We start from the raw sequence: 15,567 nt of genomic DNA on the forward strand, positions 1-15,567 counted from the left end.
TCTTACAACGCGCAGTCCGCGCGGCCCCGGAACGTCTAGTAACAAGCAGAAGCTGTAGACGCGGGTATGCGGGCAAAAACCGTAACGGGAATGTCGCAAGCGCACTGCACGGTAGCGGCCGGTGCCAGACCGGTTATCACACAAGGAACTGAGTGCATCGCTATGCATGATTTCGAGAGCAGGGTCGGCGCGCTGCGCGCCATGATGCGACGCGCGCCGGGAGCGATGGTGCTGGCGCTGGCCGCGGGCGCGGCCTGGGCGCAGCCGGCGCCGGCCGCGGACAGCCACGCGCGCCGCGTCAACATCAACGAATACATCGTGCGCGGCAACACCGTGCTGGACGCGCGCGACATCGAAAAGGCCGTCTACCCGTACCTGGGGCCGGACCGCACGCTGGCCGATATCGAATCGGCGCGCGAAGCCTTGCAGACCCTCTACCAGGAACGCGGTTACCAGTCGGTCTACGTGGACCTGCCCGAGCAGCAGGTGGCCGACGGCATCGTGTTCCTGCAGGTGGCCGAGACCAAGGTGGGCCGGGTGCGCGTGGTGGGCGCCAAGCACTATTCGCCGCTGACGATCCGCGACGAAGTGCCCGCGCTGCAGGAAGGCGCCGTGCCCAACTTCAACCAGGCGCAGGCCCAGCTGACCGACCTGAACAAGGGCGCCAGCCGCCAGGTGGTGCCGCTGGTCAAGGAAGGCCGCGTGCCCGGCACCATGGACGTGGACCTGAAGGTCGAGGACAAGAACCCCTGGCACGCCAGCCTGGGCCTGAACAACGACTACAGCGCCGACACCACGCGCCTGCGCAGCACGGCCTCGCTGGGCTATGACAACCTGTGGCAGCTGGGCCATTCGGTCAGCCTGACCTTCTTTACCGCGCCCCAGGAAACCGACAACGCCAAGGTCTGGTCAGGCTCGTACTCGATGCCGCTGGACAAGCAGTGGAGCCTGCAGTTCACCGGCTACAAGAGCGACAGCAACGTGGCCACCATCGGCGGCACCAACGTGCTGGGCAAGGGCTATTCGTTCGGCATGAGCGCCATCTACACGCTGGCGCCGCAGGGCGACTGGTACAACTCGCTGTCGGTCGGGCTGGACTACAAGAAGTTCGACGAAACCACCCGTTTCGGCAACAACGAAGACCGCATTCCCCTGAAATACCTGCCGTTCACCTTCTCGTACAACGGCTACCGCTATTCCGAATCGTCGCAAAGCAGCCTGGGCCTGTCGGTCGTGGGCGCCAGCCGCTCGTTCTTCGGCATGGGCAGCGACTGGAAGGAATTCGACGACAAGCGCTATCGCGCCAGCCCCAGCTTCGCGCTGCTGCGCGGCGACGGCACCCATACCCAGAACCTGTTCGGCGACTGGCAACTGGGCCTGCGCGCCGGCTTCCAGCTGTCGTCCGGCGCGCTGGTGTCCAACGAACAGTTCTCGGCCGGTGGCAGCACCAGCGTGCGCGGCTACCTGGCCGCCGAACGCACCGGCGACGACGGCTTCCTGGGCTCGGTCGAGTGGCGCACGCCGTCGCTGGCCCGCTGGCTGGGCAGCAATGTCAACGAATGGCGCTTCTACGCCTTTGCCGACGCCGCCACGCTGCGCCTGCGCGATCCGCTGCCCGAGCAGGACGCCAGCTACTCGCTGGCCAGCGTCGGCCTGGGCACGCGCCTGCAGGTGCTGGACTGGCTGTCCGGCTCGCTGGACTGGGGCTATCCGCTCAAGGACGGCCCCAACACCAAGAAACACGATCCCCGCCTGAACTTCAGCGTACGCGCCAGCTTCTGAGCGCTCGCGAAACCGTATTCACCCCGGAGTCTTGACCATGCAACGCTTATTGATGCTCCTGCTGACCGTGCTGGCCGGCGTCTTGCCGTCCGCCGCCCATGCCTGGTGGCAGCCTGACTGGCAGTACCGCAAGCAGATCACCGTCGACAGCACGCCGCAGGGCGCGCCGCTGGGCGCCGCCGCGGGCCGCACGCCGCTGCTGGTGCGCCTGCACACCGGCAATTTCTCGTTCGACGGCATCAACGAAAAGGGCGCCGACATCCGCTTCGTGGCGGGCGACGACCAGACCGTGCTGAACCACCAGCTGGAAGCCTTCGACCCGCTGCTGGGCATGGCGCTGGTGTGGGTGGACCTGCCCGAGCTGGCCGACGGCCAGCGCCAGGACATCTGGATGTACTACGGCAACCAGAAGGCCCCGGCGTCCGCCAATGGCCAGCTGACGTTCGACCCCAACTACACGCTGGTCTATCACTTCGACGGCGCCGCCGGCGCTCCGCCGCGCGACACCACCGGCAACAGCAACAATGCCCAGACGCCGATGGCCGCTGCCGTCGATGGCGTGATCGGCCGCGCCGCGCAGTTCACGGGCGGCGCCCCGCTGATGCTGCCCGCCAGCCCGTCGCTGGCCGTGCCCGCCGCCGGCGCCTTCACCTTCAGCGCCTGGGTGCGCGCCGACCAACCGGCCGGCGAGCAGCTGGTCTATGCCCGCCGCGATGCCGGCAACGCGCTCCTGGTCGGTATCAACCAGGGCGTGCCCTTCGTGGAAGTGAACGGCCAGCGCAGCCAGCCCGGCCAGTCGCTGACCCCGGCCGCCTGGCAGCACCTGGCCGTGACGGCCGACGGCAGCCGCGTCACGCTGTATGTGAATGGCCGCGCCACGTCGTCGCTGGCCGCCAGCCTGCCGCCGCTGAACACGCCCGCCGCCCTGGGCGGCGACGTGCCGGCCCCGGCCGTGGCGCCCGCCGCCGCGGAAGGCGCCGCCGCCAATGGCGCCGCCAACCCGGCCAACCCGGCTGCCGACGCCGCACCCGTTGCCGCCCCGCACGTCTATGCGCCGTTCGTCGGCGCCATCGACGAAGTGCGCCTGTCGCGCGTGGCCCGTCCGGCCGCGCTGATCCTGGCCGACGCGTTGTCGCAGGGTTCGGAATCGCGCCTGGTGGCCTACGGCACCGACGAAGAACAATCGGGCTTCGGTTTCGGCGGCCTGGGCTTCCTGCTCAAGGCCGTGCCGATCGACGCCTGGGTCATCATCGCCATCCTGGTGCTGATGATGGTGCAGTCGTGGATCATCATGATCAAGAAGAGCCGCAACGTGGCCCGCGTGGCCCGTGCCAACGAGCAGTTCCGCGAGTCGTTCGCCAAGGTCGGCCAGCGCCTGGAACTGCTGGCCGACGACAAGGCCCTGGCCACCCGCCTGGAACACGCCTCGCTGTGGCGCCTGTACCGCGTGGCCATCAATGAAATCCGCACCCGCCGCGAGCAGGGCGCCGACACCAGCTCGATCTCGGCCGCCACCATCGAAGCCATCCGCGCCTCGCTGGACGCCGTGCGCACCAAGGAAAACCAGCTGCTGGGCGCCAAGCTCGGCGTGCTGTCCAACGCCATCGCCGGCGGCCCCTATATCGGGCTGCTGGGCACGGTGCTGGGCATCATGGTGGTGTTCCTGGGCACGGCCATGGCCGGCGACGTGAACATCAACGCCATCGCCCCGGGTATGGCCGCCGCGCTGCTGGCCACCGCCATGGGCCTGTTCGTCGCCATCCCCGCCCTGTTTGGCTACAACCGCCTGGTCTCGCGCAACAAGGAAGTCAGCGCCGACATGCGCGTGTTCGTCGACGAATTCGTGACGCGCCTGGCCGAAGTGCATGGCGAGACCCAGGCCCAGGAAGCCGCCCACCACAGCGCCGCGCGCGCGCCCGCCGCCCGCCCCGCCGTGCGCGAGCCGCAGCCCGCCGAAGCGTAAGGAGACGACCCCATGGCTTCCGTATCCGCTTCCCAGGACGATGATGATGACGCGCCCGTCGACGGCATCAACATCACGCCGCTGGTCGACGTGCTGATGGTCGTGCTGGTCATGTTCATCCTGACCGCCACGGCGCAGATCGCCGGCATCAAGGTGAACCTGCCCAAGGCCAGCTCGTCCATCGCGCTGGCGCAGCCCAAGACCAAGGCCATTTCCGTCAACGACGCCGGCCAGGTCTTCCTGGACGCCTACCCGGTCACCCTGCCCGAGCTGGAAGACCGGCTGCGCACGGAGAAAGCGCTGAACCCCGATTTTCCGGTGATCGTGCGCGGCGACGCCGCCGTGCAATACCAGAAGGTCGTGGAAGTGCTGGATCTGCTGCGCCGCCTGGAACTGGCCCAGGTCGGGTTGGTCACCGGCAAGCCGAGATAGGGGCCGAGGCTACCGCCATGCCGCAACACGCATCCGATACCCCGCGCACCCCGCACCCCGCGCTTCGCTGGCTCAAGCTGGCGGCCGTGGCGGTGGTGTTGATCGCGGCCGCCTACGCGCTGTGGCGCTGGGCCAATGACATGGCCGGCGTGCGCCGCGACGCGCCCAAGGTCACCGCGATCATCCCGCTGCCTCCGCCGCCTCCGCCGCCGCCCGAACCGGAAAAGCCGCCCGAGCCCGAGCCGCCCAAGGAAGAGCCCGTGGCCCCGCCCGAACCCGAGCCGCAGCCCACGCCCGAACCGCCCAAGCCGCAGGACGAGGCGCCGCCGCGCCCGGCCGACGACCTGGCCAACCCGATGCAGATCGACGGCGACGCCCAGGCGGGCAGCGACGCGTTCAACATCGGCGCGGGGCAGGGCAAGGGCATGGCGGGCGGTGGCGGCGGCCGCGCCGGCAACGCCACCTACAGCCAGTACCTCGCCTACGCGCTGCAGAAGATCCTGCGCGAAGACGAGCGCACGCGCAATCTGACCTTCCGCCTGCAAGCCAACATCTGGCTCACGGCCAGCGGCCAGATCACGCGGGTGGAACTGACCCGTTCCAGCGGCGATGCCGATGTCGACGCCCGCGTGGTGGCGGCGCTGCGCGCGGTGCCGGGCCTGGATGAACGTCCGCCGGCTTCGGCCAGCATGCCCATCCGCGCATCGCTGACCGGCCGCCGCCCCTCCTGAAGTGCTGAATTGAACCGATCCTGGAGTGCCAAGAGAATGAAGTTCCAAATGAACCGGTTGGCGGCAACGCTGGCCCTGGCCGCGGCGGGCGCCGCCACGCTGCCGGCCCACGCCGCGCCTGCCCCGTCCGAAAACGCCACCATCAACCTGATCCGCCTGCTGGTGCAGCAGGGCGTGCTCAAGGCGGACCAGGCCGAGGCCCTGGTGGCCCAGGCCGAAGCCGAAGCGAAGGCCGCGCGCGCCGCGCCGCAAGACCGCGGCGCGGCCGCTGCCCAGCCGGGCGACGTGCGCGTGCCCTACATTCCGCAGACCGTGCGCGACCAGATCCGCGACGAGGTCAAGGCCGAAGTCATGGTGCAGGCCAAGGAAGAAAACTGGGCCCAGCCCAACACCTTCCCCGACTGGGTATCGCGCATCACCATCGACGGCGACGTGCGCGTGCGCGACGAATCGCGCCTGTACTCGGGCAACAACAGCAATGAAATCGTCGATTTCGCCAAGCTCAATTCCAAGGGTCCGTACGACCTGAACCGCAACACCAACAACAACTACCCGCCGATGCTGAACACGCGGGAAGACCGCCGCAACCAGCTGCGCATCCGCGCGCGGCTGGGCGTGCGCGCCGAGATCTCCGAGTCGTGGTCGGCCGGCATCCGCCTGGCCACCGGCAGCGACGACAGCCCGGTGTCCACGTCGCAGACGCTGGGCGGCGGCATGGGCAAGAAGGACATCTGGCTGGACCAGGCCTACCTGACCTACCGCCCGGCCAAGTGGGCCACGGTGACCGGCGGCCGCATCGCCAATCCGTTCGAATCCACCGACATGCTGTTCTCGAACGACCTGAATTTCGACGGCGTGGCCGCGATCTTCAAGCAACCGCTGGAAGGCCGCGACGTGACCCTGTTCGGCACGCTGGGCGCGTTCTCGACCGAGTACGGCTCCAATGGCTGGAATTCGTCCTCGTTCTCGGAAGGCAAGAGCGAAGACAAGTGGCTGCTGGCCGCCCAGGCCGGCGCCGACTGGAAGATCAATCAGCAGAACAGCCTGCGCGGCGCGCTGGCCTACTACCACTTCGACAACATCGCGGGCAAGCGCTCCAGCGCCTGCTCGCCGTGGGCCGGCCAGGAAAACTGCGACACCGACTGGTCGCGTCCGGCCTTCATGCAGAAGGGCAACACGCTCTTCCTGCTGCGCAACATCACCGCCAACCCGCTGGACCCGGCCAACACGCCGCAGCCGCAATACGTGGGCCTGGCGTCCAAGTTCGACCTGCTGGACCTGAACCTGCGCTGGGACACGCGCGTGTTCAACGGCCTGGGCCTGCGCATGAACGCCAACTACATCCGCAACCTGGCTTACAGCAAGAGCAAGATGGCTAGCCGTTCGCAAGGCAACATCGTCAACAACTTCGGCGACAACGGCGACGTGGAAAGCGGCCCCAATGCCTGGATGCTGCAGGCCACGCTGGGCCGCTCGTTCGACCTGAAAGAGAAGGGCGACTGGCTGGCCTTCGTGGGCTACAAGTACATCCAGCCCGATGCGCTGCCCGATGCCTTCAACGACTCGTCGTTCCACCAGGGCGGCACCAACGCGCGCGGCTACTACATCGGCGGCAGCTACGCCTTCGACAAGAACGTGTACGGCGTCCTGCGCTGGATGAGCACCCGCGAGATCTACGGCGCGCCGCTGTCCATCGACACGATGCAGTTCGAGATCAACGCCAGGTTCTGAGGCCATGGACATGCACATCGTATGGGATGAATCCCGCCAGCCGCGGGCGTTTGGGCAGGGCCGGCGGCTGGCCGCCGCCGTGGCCCTGTGCGCGGCGGGCCTGAGCCTGGCCGGCCCGGCGCAGGCCGAAACCATGGAAGAGCGCCTGCGCACCCAGTTGCGCAGCACCACCCAGCAACTGCAGCAGCTGCAAAGCGAGCAGGCCCAGGTCAACGCCGCCAAGGCCGCGGCCGAGGCCCAGCGCGATGCGGCCCAGAAAGAGCTGGAAGCGCTGCGCGGCCAGTTGGCCCGCGCCAAGGGCCAGGCCGACAAGCTGGCCGAGCAGCAGGGCGCCGTCATGGAAAGCGCGCAGGCGCAGGTGGCGGCCAGCCATGCCCAGCTGGGCAAGTTCAAGGGCGCCTACGACGAGCTGCTGGCGCTGTCGCGCGCCAAGGAAACCGAGCGCGTGGCGCTGGCCCGCACCCTGGCGCAGCGCGACGAGCAGGTCAAGACCTGCGTCGCCAAGAACCGAGAGATGTACGAGGCCGGCAAGGAAATCCTCAACGCCTACGAACGCATCAGCACCGGCGGCATCCTGGCCATGAAACAGCCCTTTGCCGGCAGCGCCCGCGTCAAGTTCGAGGAACAGGCGCAGGAATACGGCGACAAGCTGTACGACGCGCAAGTGTCGGCGGCCCCGGCCGCCGCGGCTGCCACCCCGACCGCCCAACCCTGATTTTCAAGACCTGTCTTCATTTCTTCATCTAGGAAAACTGTAATGACCGACTCCAGCCTGATTCTCGACGTCAACGCCGAACGCCTGCAGGAACTGCTGCAATCCGCCGGCTACCGCGTCACCGTGTCCGAGCAGAACGGCATGGTGCAACTGCTCAGCGCCAGCCAGGGCGTGGGTTTCGCCGTGCGCCTGGGCAACCCGGCCGCCGAAGACGGCCACTACCTGGACTACACGCTGAGCTGCGCATTGCGCGTGCAGGGCGAGCTGCCTGCCGGCCTGGCCGAACGCTGGAACGTGGAAAAGCGCTTTGCCCGCCTGACCGTGCAAGGCGCCTTCCTGGTGCTGGAACTGGACGTGATCCTGGCCGGCGGCGTGTCCGAGAACTACCTGCGCGCCACCGCCGAACTGTGGGACCGCCTGTTGCAGGAATTCCTGCTGTTCCTGCGCGCCAACGCCACGAGTCAGGCCGCCGACGCGGGTGCGGCGCAGGAAGAGGCCGTCGCCGAGGCGGCGAACTGATCCATCCGCCGGGCCGGCGCCCGGCGGCGGGGGCGATGACCCCAACCACCGGCCGCCGTTCCGGGTGAATGGCGCATTCAAGCAAGCGAGGTTTCGACCATGACTATTCTTTCCGACAAGCCCACCCGGTTGCGCGTCACCGCCGCCGTGCTGCTGATCGCGGTGCTGGCCGGCGCCGTGGCGCTGATGCGCGGCAATCCGGCCCAAAGCAGCGAAGCCGCGCCCGCCAAGGTCGCCGCGGCCGACCCGGCCAAACCTGCCGCCGCGTCGGGCAAGGCCCCGGCCAACCCGGCAGCCCCCGCCGCTGCGCAGGCCCCGGCCGTCGCCACGCTGGGCGCCGTGCAGGTGGACCGCGACGAGCTGGTGCGCCAGCTGCAAGCCATGCCGCCCGAGGCCCGCGCCCAATTGCAGGGCAACCGCGCCGGCCTGGACCAATGGCTGCGCTCGCGCCTCGCCGAAAAGGCCCTGGTCGAACAGGCCCGCGCCCAGGGCTGGCAAGACAAGCCCGAACTCAAGCGCGCCTTCCAGGCCGCGCAGGAACGCATCGTGTTGCAGACCTACCTGGATTCCGTCAGCCGCGCGCCCGACGGCTATCCGGCCGACGCCGACCTGCAAGCTGCCTACGAACGGGCCAAGCCGCAATTGGCGCAGCCGGCCCTGTACCGCGTCAGCCAGATCTTCCTGCCCGCTGCGCTGGGGGATGCCGACGCCGTGGCCAGCGCCCGCAAGCAGGCGCTGGACCTGGTCAAGCGCGCCCAGGCCCCCAAGGCCGATTTCGCCGCGCTCGCCAAGACCTATTCGCAGGACGCGACCACCCGCGCCCAGGGCGGCGACATCGGCTACGTGCCGCTGGCGCAGCTGACGCCGGAAATGCGTCCGGCCATCGAGCAGTTGAAGGCCGGCGAGGTCTCGGCGCCGGTGCAATCGGCGGCGGGTTTCCACATCCTGAAGGTGGTCGATCTGCGCGCGGCCAGCGTCACGCCGTTCGAGCAGGTCAAGGAAGAATTGCGCGCCGCGTTGCGCAGCCAACGCCAGGAACTGGCGGCACGGGCTTACCTGGAGGGGTTGCTCAATGCAGGAACCGTCAGCATTGATGGCGCGGCCCTCAATGCCGCCTTCGAACAAAGCGCGTCCGCCGCGCAAGCCCAGCCCGCCCTCGCGGCCCGCGCGCCCTGACCGCGACAGCCTTGCCGCCTTGCTGGACGCGCGGCTGGACCAGGCCCTGGGCCAGGCCGGGCCGCCCGCCAGCCTGCAATGCGCCCCGGCGCTGCTGCAGTCGCTGCGCACCACCTTTGCGGGCGAGCTGCTGCACTGGCTGGCGCTGGTGCCGCAGGTCGAGGCGGGCCGTTCGCGCGATCCGCTGCGCGACCACAGCCTGGACCTGGCCGACCTGCGCGTCCTGTACCGGGCGCTGCGGGTGGCCTGGCTCGCCGAGCTGGTGTTCGGCGGCGCGGACGGCGCGCGGCGCTGGCTGTGCAGCCCCAAGCGCCGGCTGCACGGCCGGGTGCCGATGCTGCTGTGCCAGCACGGCCGCTACGCCGCCATGATCGAGCAGTGGCTGATCAACATCGACGAAGGAAACGGCCCATGACCGCGCTTTGGCGCTTGAGCAACAGCCAGGACCTGCTGCCGCGCGCGCGCCCTGCCGGCCGCTGGCATGGGGCGGGTAGCTCGGTGGTGGTGCTGGACGCCTCCCCCGCGGCCGCCGTATTCGCCCGCCTGGCGCAGGCCGAGGTCGCGCACCCGCGGGCCTTGCCGCGCAACTACTTCCTGCTGGAAGTGCGAGTGCCGCCGCAGGCGGTGGCCGACCCGCGCCCGCCTGCGGCCTGGCAGACCGACCTGCAGGCGTCCCGCGCCTTCGGCAACGCCTGGCTGGCCGAGGGCGACACGCTGCTGCTGAAAGTGCCGTCCGCGGCCGGCGGCTTTCAGTACCTGCTTAACACGGACCACCCGCAACGGGCGCAATGCCAGATCGTGTCGTCGGTGGCCTACCCGTTCGCGCCGCATCTGACGGGCATCGACGGGGCCGTGCTGGACGGGGCAGGGTGGCTGGCTTCGGCGCGGGATTGATCGGTACGGGACTGATCGGTGCCGGGTAGATCGGCGCGGGATTGATCGGCGCAGGGTGGATCGGCGAGGGTTGGGGGGGGGGGGGCGGCACGGATGCGGCGCCCGGCACGCGCGTAACCGGTTCGTCGGTGGGCGCGGGTGATGCGCGGCAAGCGCATGGGTCACAGGTCAATCTTCCTAGGGTCCGAGTCCCGTCGGTTCCACCAGATCGGTTCAAAAATTAGAATCTTCCAATGTTCTGTCTGATTCGGATTGCGTAGCGTAAGCGGGCAATTTCCGGATCGGTGCTTTTGGCTTTGTCGATAGTCCGCGGGGTTTGGGCGGGCTGAAGGTCGGCTGTCGTGGCAACGGTTGTGGTTTCACCCCCTTTGCCGAGTCTTGCCTCATATGTCGACGTTACGCCGCACGATTGCCTCGTTGCTGGTCTTTGCGCAGGTCTGGACGCCCGTCCTGGCGCAGACCTTGCCGATTTCGGTAGATCAGAACGTGGGTGGGCAGAAGCCCGTGGTGGGCGTGGCCAATGGCGTGCCGGTGGTGAACATTGCACCGCCCTCGGCTGGCGGGGTGTCCGACAACCGGTTCACGCAGTTCAACGTCGGCCCGTCCGGTGTGGTGCTCAACAACAGCGGTGCGGCCAGCCAGACGCAGGTGGCAGGGCAAGTGGCCGGTAACCCGATGCTGGGCAACCAGCGTGCCACCACCATCCTGAACCAGGTCACGGCGCCCAACCCCTCGCAACTGCGCGGCATGCTGGAAGTGGCCGGCAATCGGGCGAACGTCATTGTTGCCAACCCGGCCGGTATCACTTGCAACGGCTGCGGGTTTCTGAACGCCAATCGCGCCACGCTGACTACCGGCAAGCCGGTCGTGGGGCCGGATGGTTCGCTGGGCTTTGACATTGCCAGTGGTCGCTTGGCGATCGAAGGCGCGGGTCTGTACGGCGCCAACTTGAGCCAACTGGACCTGCTGGCGCGCACGCTGGAACTGAACGCCCAGGTGTGGGCGGACCGCCTGAACGTGGTGGCGGGACCCGCCCGGGTGGGCTACGACGGTATCGACGTGTCGGCCCTGACCGGCGCCGGTGCTACGACTGGCGTATCCATCGACGTGGCCGCCTTGGGTGGCATGTACGCCAACAGCATCCGGCTCATCGGCACCGAGGCTGGTGTGGGCGTGAACATCGGCGGCAACCTGGCTGCGCTGACCGGCACGCTGACCGTCAGCGCCAACGGCGACGTCAAGATTCTGCCGTCCGGCCGCATGCAGGCTGCCACTGACCTGTCGGTGCAGGGCGGGCGCGACATCGTCAACGAAGGCACTGTCACGGCGGGTGGCGCGCTGGCGCTCAATGCGCCTGGCATGGTCGCCAACACCGGCGCCATGTCCTCGGCGGGCAACGCTAGTGTCGTGGCACGGCAGTTGGACAATCGCGGTGCCTTCACCGCAGGCCTGCAGGCCGATGGTTCCATCAGCCCCTTGGGCGCGCTGAGCGTACAGGTCAATAACCTGCAGAATGCCGGTACGCTGATGGCCGGCGGCAACGCCACGGTCACGGCCGATGCGCTTGGCCTGTCGGGCGGCAAGTTCGTCGCGGGCGGTGCGCTGACACTCGACTCCAACGGCGCAATCACCAATCGCGGTGGTTCCGTGTACGGCGGCTCGCTGCTGCTGCGAGCTTCCAGCCTGGACAACACCGGTGGCAAGCTCACCAGCGGGGCAGGGCTGACCGCCAACGTCGTGGGCGCAATCGACAATACGGCCGGCACCCTGGCGGGCACCGGCGCGGTTGCCATCACCGGTCAATCCATCGCCAACGCGGCCGGCGGCGTCGTTTCGGGCGACAGCGTGGCGCTGCGCGGTCCAGCCGGCATCAACAACCAAGGCGGTTCCGTCCAAGCCAACGGCGCGCTGCGCGTGGAAACGGCCGGCGCCTTGAACAACCAGGGCGGCAAGCTCTTGGGCGGCACGGCCGATATCCAGGCGACCAGCCTGGACAACCGCAACGGCGTGGCGCAGGCGGACGGCAAGCTTACCGTTGCCAACACCGGCGCCTTGCAGAACCAGGGCGGTGGCCTCTTTGGTGGCTCAGCGGACATCAAGGCCGCCAGCCTGTCCAACACGAACGGCAAAGTCGTCAGCGGCGGCGCACTGGACGTCAACACCACCGGCAATCTGGACAACACCGGTGGCACCGTTGCCGCCCAAGGGCAAGCCACGCTGAACGCGCAAACCCTGTCCAACACCCGCGGCCTCATTGCTGCAGGCGACCTGACACTCAATACACAAGGCCTGCTCGACAACCGCGCCGGCCTGATCCAGGCCGACAACCTCGTGGCCCTGAAGGCCGGCAGCCTGAACAACCGCGACACGCTCGCCAATGGTCTGGCGGGTGCGGGGGCCGCAATGTCGGCCAACGTGGAATCGTGGGCCCAGGCAGGAACGCCGACCCTATCAGGGACTCCTACCGCAGCAGCCGCTTTGCCCACGTCGACGAGCGCCTTGGGTGTGATGGGCAAGCAGGTCACGGTCATTGCAAGCGCCATCGACAACCAATCCGGCCGCATCGGTGCAGGCCAGGACCTGGGCGTTGCCACCGGCACACTCGACAACACGTCGGGCAATGTCTCGTCCGACGCCAACGCCAAGCTCGCGGTCAACAGCCTAACCAACCGCGGCGGCGCGGTGACGGCCGGCAGTTCCCTGGAACTGACCACCGACACCCTGGACAACGAAGGCAAGCTCCACGCCGGCCAGGACCTGAAGATCACCGCCAACACGCTGACCAACCGCGCCACCGGCGAACTGATCGCCCTGCGCAACAACACCCTGGTCATCAGCGGCTTGCTGGCCAATGCCGGCCTCATCGATGGCGGCTACACCCGCATCACTGCTGGCAGCCTCACCAACACCGGCAGAATCTACGGCGACCGCATCGGCATCCAGACGCCGGCGCTCATCAACGAACCCAATGCCGTCATCGCCTCGCGCGGTGACCTGGACCTGGGCGTCGGCACGCTCGCCAACCGTGAACACGCCTTGATCTACGCCGGCGCAGACCTGCGCATCGGCGGCGCCCTGGATGCCACGGGCAAGGCCGCAGGCCAAGCCGCGTTGCTGTCCAACGAATCGGCCACCATCGAAGCCGAGCGCAACGCCGACATCGCGGCGGCCAGCATCCAGAACCTGAACCAGCACTACGTCAGCGGCAAGGTCGAAACGTCCACCACCGGCAAGCTGTACTACCGCCTGGAAAACTCCACCGAGCTGATGGACGGCGACAAGCTGTGGCTGTGCGACGCCGTCACCACCGCTTGCGGCAAGGACCCGGAAGTCTTCCTGGAAGACGATTCCGAGCGCCGCCTGCTGCTGCCGTCGGATCAGTATCCCGAATCGCGCTACGGCCCGCCCTTTGACTACGTGCAAGGCGTGCGAGGCAGGGAAGGCAGGGATGCGCCCATTCCGCCGGCCTACTTGCCCGACCCATATGTGTGCGGGCCCGGTGGCGAAGATTGCAGCTACCAGCCGGGTGGCCCGCGTTACAAGGCCGGCGACGGCGTCTGGCGCGTGTTCGGCGTGGCTGAGCCCGTCGAGGTGCCGCCCCTGGTCGAGGTCAAGTGCAACATCAACCAGACCTGCCAGGTTTCTACGCCTGAACGCGATCAGGCCCTGGCCACCAATGAAGCGCGCCATCGAGAACTGGAAGGCAAGATCTACGCCTTCAACGCCGATTTCAATCGCCGGCTGGTCAAGAACTTCTTCTACTACAAGGTCGACGAAGTCGCCTCCGAAAGCCGCACGGTATCCACGGACCCGGCGCGGATCATTGCCGGCGGCAACGCCCGCTTCACGGGCGCCGTCACCAACGACAAGAGCCGCATCATCGCCGGCGCCACGCTGTCGGTAGAGGGCCCGTCAGTCAACAACATCGGGGCCGAAGGCGAACGCCGCATCGCACGAAAGGGTACCGAAGTGCACACCGTCGCCAAGGGCCAGCGGCGTAAGGAAAGCAAAACTTCCTACAACGACGTCGTAGTCCCCGAACGGTTCGAGCTGGCCGTGGCCAGCGCCACCGGCAACACCGCGCCACCGGCCACCAGCAACGCAAGGCCCGACGCCAGCGGCATCACCCACCCCTTGGCGCCGGCCCAGCTGATCGAATTTGCCACGCCCGGCAAGTTCGTCATCCGCGTGCCCACGCTGGCGCCCGTCCTGCCGACCAACGCGCTGTACCGCGTGATGTCGGCCCCGGACGCACCCACATTGATCGCCACCGACCGCCAGTTCCTGGGCTCGCGCACGATCACGTCCAGCGACGCCCTGCTGCGCCAACTCAACCAGAACAGCAGCTACCTCCTCAAGCGTCTGGGCGATGGCTTCTATGAACAGAAGCTGGTGGCCGAGCAGGTCATGCTGGCCAGCGGCCAGCGTTTCGTGGGCGACTACACCGACAACGAAACCCAGTACAAGGCGCTGCTTGCCGCGGGCGCCGAATTTGCCGGCAACTTCGGCCTGACCATCGGCACCGCCTTGACGCAAGACCAGATGCGCCAGCTGACTGGCGACATCGTCTGGCTCGTCGCACAGACCGTCACGCTGCCCGATGGCACGCAGCAGAAGGTGCTGGCCCCGCAGGTCTACCTGGCCGTCAAACCGGGCGACCTGCGCGGCGACGGCACGCTCATCGCGGGCCGTACAACGCAGATCAACACGACGGGCGACCTCAGCAACAGCGGCACCCTGGGCGCGCGCAACGCGCTGGTGGTCAACGCGCAGAACGTGCGCAACAGCGTCGGCTCGATCCAGGCCAAGACCGTCAACCTGACTGCCCGCAACGACATCGACAACCTGGCCGGGCTGCTCAAGGGCGAGTCCGTGGCGCTGAACGCCACGCGTGACATCAACCTGATATCCAGCACGCAGACCAACGCCAGCGGCGGGGTCAGCAGTACGCGTATCGATGGCGTGGCGCGCATCGATGCCGGCAGCTTGAATGCGCAGGCGGGTCGGGACTTCAACGCGAAGGCCGCGGCCATCAGTGCCACGGGTGATGCCGGAATCCAGGTCGGCCGTGACGTCAACCTCACCACGTCCGAAGAGCGGTACGCGGAAAGCTACGTGTACGGCAAGAAGAATGCGGCGCAGATGCGCACCGCGCAGGAAGCCGGCACCGTGATCAATGCGGGCGGAAACCTGGCATTGACCGCCGGCCGCGACGTCTCCACGCGAGCCGCGCAACTGACCTCGGAAAAGCAACTGACCATCATGGCTGAGCGTGACGTCAACCTGTTGGCGGGCGAGGCCTCCAGCGCCACCTATAACGAAACCTACATCAAGCAAAAGGGCTTTCTGTCCAGCCGGTCCTCGCACACCAAGGACAGCACTGCGTCCACCACCGCCCAAGGCACGCAGTTGTCCGGTGAAAGCGTCCTGGTTAGCGGCGGGCGCGACATCCGCATGACGGGTGCGCAGGTCCTGGCTTCCAAAGACATCGTGCTGGACGCCGCACGCGACCTGGCCGTGCAGGCCGGCGTGAACGCCTACGCCGAAGACCACTACCGCCGGGAAAAGAAAAGCGGCTTCTCGGTGGGCGGCATGGGCATCTCGTATGGCCGCAGCGACAGCAA

General features: G+C 68.0%; 11 protein-coding genes. All 11 read left to right on the forward strand.

Annotated features, from left to right (window positions below; genetic code table 11):
- The first annotated feature begins 162 nt into the window (after positions 1 to 162).
- A complete protein-coding gene (locus AC6LJ2_RS09265) occupies positions 163 to 1,782 on the forward strand; it encodes a ShlB/FhaC/HecB family hemolysin secretion/activation protein (protein WP_263913653.1) in 1,620 nt (539 codons plus the stop codon).
- Positions 1,783 to 1,819: 37 nt separating this feature from the next.
- Positions 1,820 to 3,745, forward strand: coding sequence for a DUF2341 domain-containing protein (locus AC6LJ2_RS09270; protein ID WP_498151230.1), 1,926 nt, complete (start codon positions 1,820 to 1,822; stop codon positions 3,743 to 3,745).
- Between the two features lie 12 nt (positions 3,746 to 3,757).
- Complete coding sequence (locus AC6LJ2_RS09275; RefSeq protein WP_263913655.1) at positions 3,758 to 4,177, forward strand: ExbD/TolR family protein; 420 nt, start codon at positions 3,758 to 3,760, stop codon at positions 4,175 to 4,177.
- Positions 4,178 to 4,194: 17 nt separating this feature from the next.
- On the forward strand, positions 4,195 to 4,908 hold the full coding sequence (locus AC6LJ2_RS09280; RefSeq protein WP_445656987.1) for a TonB C-terminal domain-containing protein: 714 nt from the start codon (positions 4,195 to 4,197) through the stop codon (positions 4,906 to 4,908).
- 36 nt (positions 4,909 to 4,944) lie between these two features.
- Positions 4,945 to 6,639 (forward strand): putative porin, encoded by a 1,695-nt coding sequence (locus AC6LJ2_RS09285; protein WP_445656986.1) that lies wholly within the window; start codon positions 4,945 to 4,947, stop codon positions 6,637 to 6,639.
- Positions 6,640 to 6,649: 10 nt separating this feature from the next.
- A complete protein-coding gene (locus AC6LJ2_RS09290) occupies positions 6,650 to 7,354 on the forward strand; it encodes a DNA repair protein (RefSeq protein ID WP_498151231.1) in 705 nt (234 codons plus the stop codon).
- A 42-nt stretch (positions 7,355 to 7,396) separates the two neighbouring features.
- Positions 7,397 to 7,873, forward strand: coding sequence for a YbjN domain-containing protein (locus tag AC6LJ2_RS09295; protein ID WP_263913659.1), 477 nt, complete (start codon positions 7,397 to 7,399; stop codon positions 7,871 to 7,873).
- 99 nt (positions 7,874 to 7,972) lie between these two features.
- Positions 7,973 to 9,049 carry a peptidylprolyl isomerase gene (locus AC6LJ2_RS09300; RefSeq protein WP_445656983.1) on the forward strand — a complete coding sequence of 359 codons (1,077 nt, stop codon included), beginning with the start codon at positions 7,973 to 7,975 and terminating at the stop codon, positions 9,047 to 9,049.
- 19 nt (positions 9,050 to 9,068) lie between these two features.
- On the forward strand, positions 9,069 to 9,464 hold the full coding sequence (locus AC6LJ2_RS09305; protein WP_263913661.1) for an antitoxin Xre/MbcA/ParS toxin-binding domain-containing protein: 396 nt from the start codon (positions 9,069 to 9,071) through the stop codon (positions 9,462 to 9,464).
- Complete coding sequence (locus AC6LJ2_RS09310) at positions 9,461 to 9,943, forward strand: RES family NAD+ phosphorylase (RefSeq protein WP_263913662.1); 483 nt, start codon at positions 9,461 to 9,463, stop codon at positions 9,941 to 9,943. Before AC6LJ2_RS09305 ends, AC6LJ2_RS09310 begins: the two co-directional genes overlap by 4 nt.
- Positions 9,944 to 10,330: 387 nt before the next feature.
- A partial coding sequence (locus AC6LJ2_RS09315; RefSeq protein ID WP_498151232.1) for a two-partner secretion domain-containing protein occupies positions 10,331 to 15,567 on the forward strand: 5,237 nt, incomplete at its 3' end.

This window comes from Achromobacter sp. 1014246743 (assembly GCF_059760725.1).

Coding starts and splice junctions, on each gene's coding strand:
- AC6LJ2_RS09265 (WP_263913653.1), top strand. CDS start 163: ATGCATGATTTCGAGAGCAGGGTCGGCGCGCTGCGCGCCATGATGCGA.
- AC6LJ2_RS09280 (WP_445656987.1), top strand. CDS start 4,195: ATGCCGCAACACGCATCCGATACCCCGCGCACCCCGCACCCCGCGCTT.
- AC6LJ2_RS09270 (WP_498151230.1), top strand. CDS start 1,820: ATGCAACGCTTATTGATGCTCCTGCTGACCGTGCTGGCCGGCGTCTTG.
- AC6LJ2_RS09290 (WP_498151231.1), top strand. CDS start 6,650: ATGCACATCGTATGGGATGAATCCCGCCAGCCGCGGGCGTTTGGGCAG.
- AC6LJ2_RS09275 (WP_263913655.1), top strand. CDS start 3,758: ATGGCTTCCGTATCCGCTTCCCAGGACGATGATGATGACGCGCCCGTC.
- AC6LJ2_RS09295 (WP_263913659.1), top strand. CDS start 7,397: ATGACCGACTCCAGCCTGATTCTCGACGTCAACGCCGAACGCCTGCAG.
- AC6LJ2_RS09300 (WP_445656983.1), top strand. CDS start 7,973: ATGACTATTCTTTCCGACAAGCCCACCCGGTTGCGCGTCACCGCCGCC.
- AC6LJ2_RS09285 (WP_445656986.1), top strand. CDS start 4,945: ATGAAGTTCCAAATGAACCGGTTGGCGGCAACGCTGGCCCTGGCCGCG.
- AC6LJ2_RS09310 (WP_263913662.1), top strand. CDS start 9,461: ATGACCGCGCTTTGGCGCTTGAGCAACAGCCAGGACCTGCTGCCGCGC.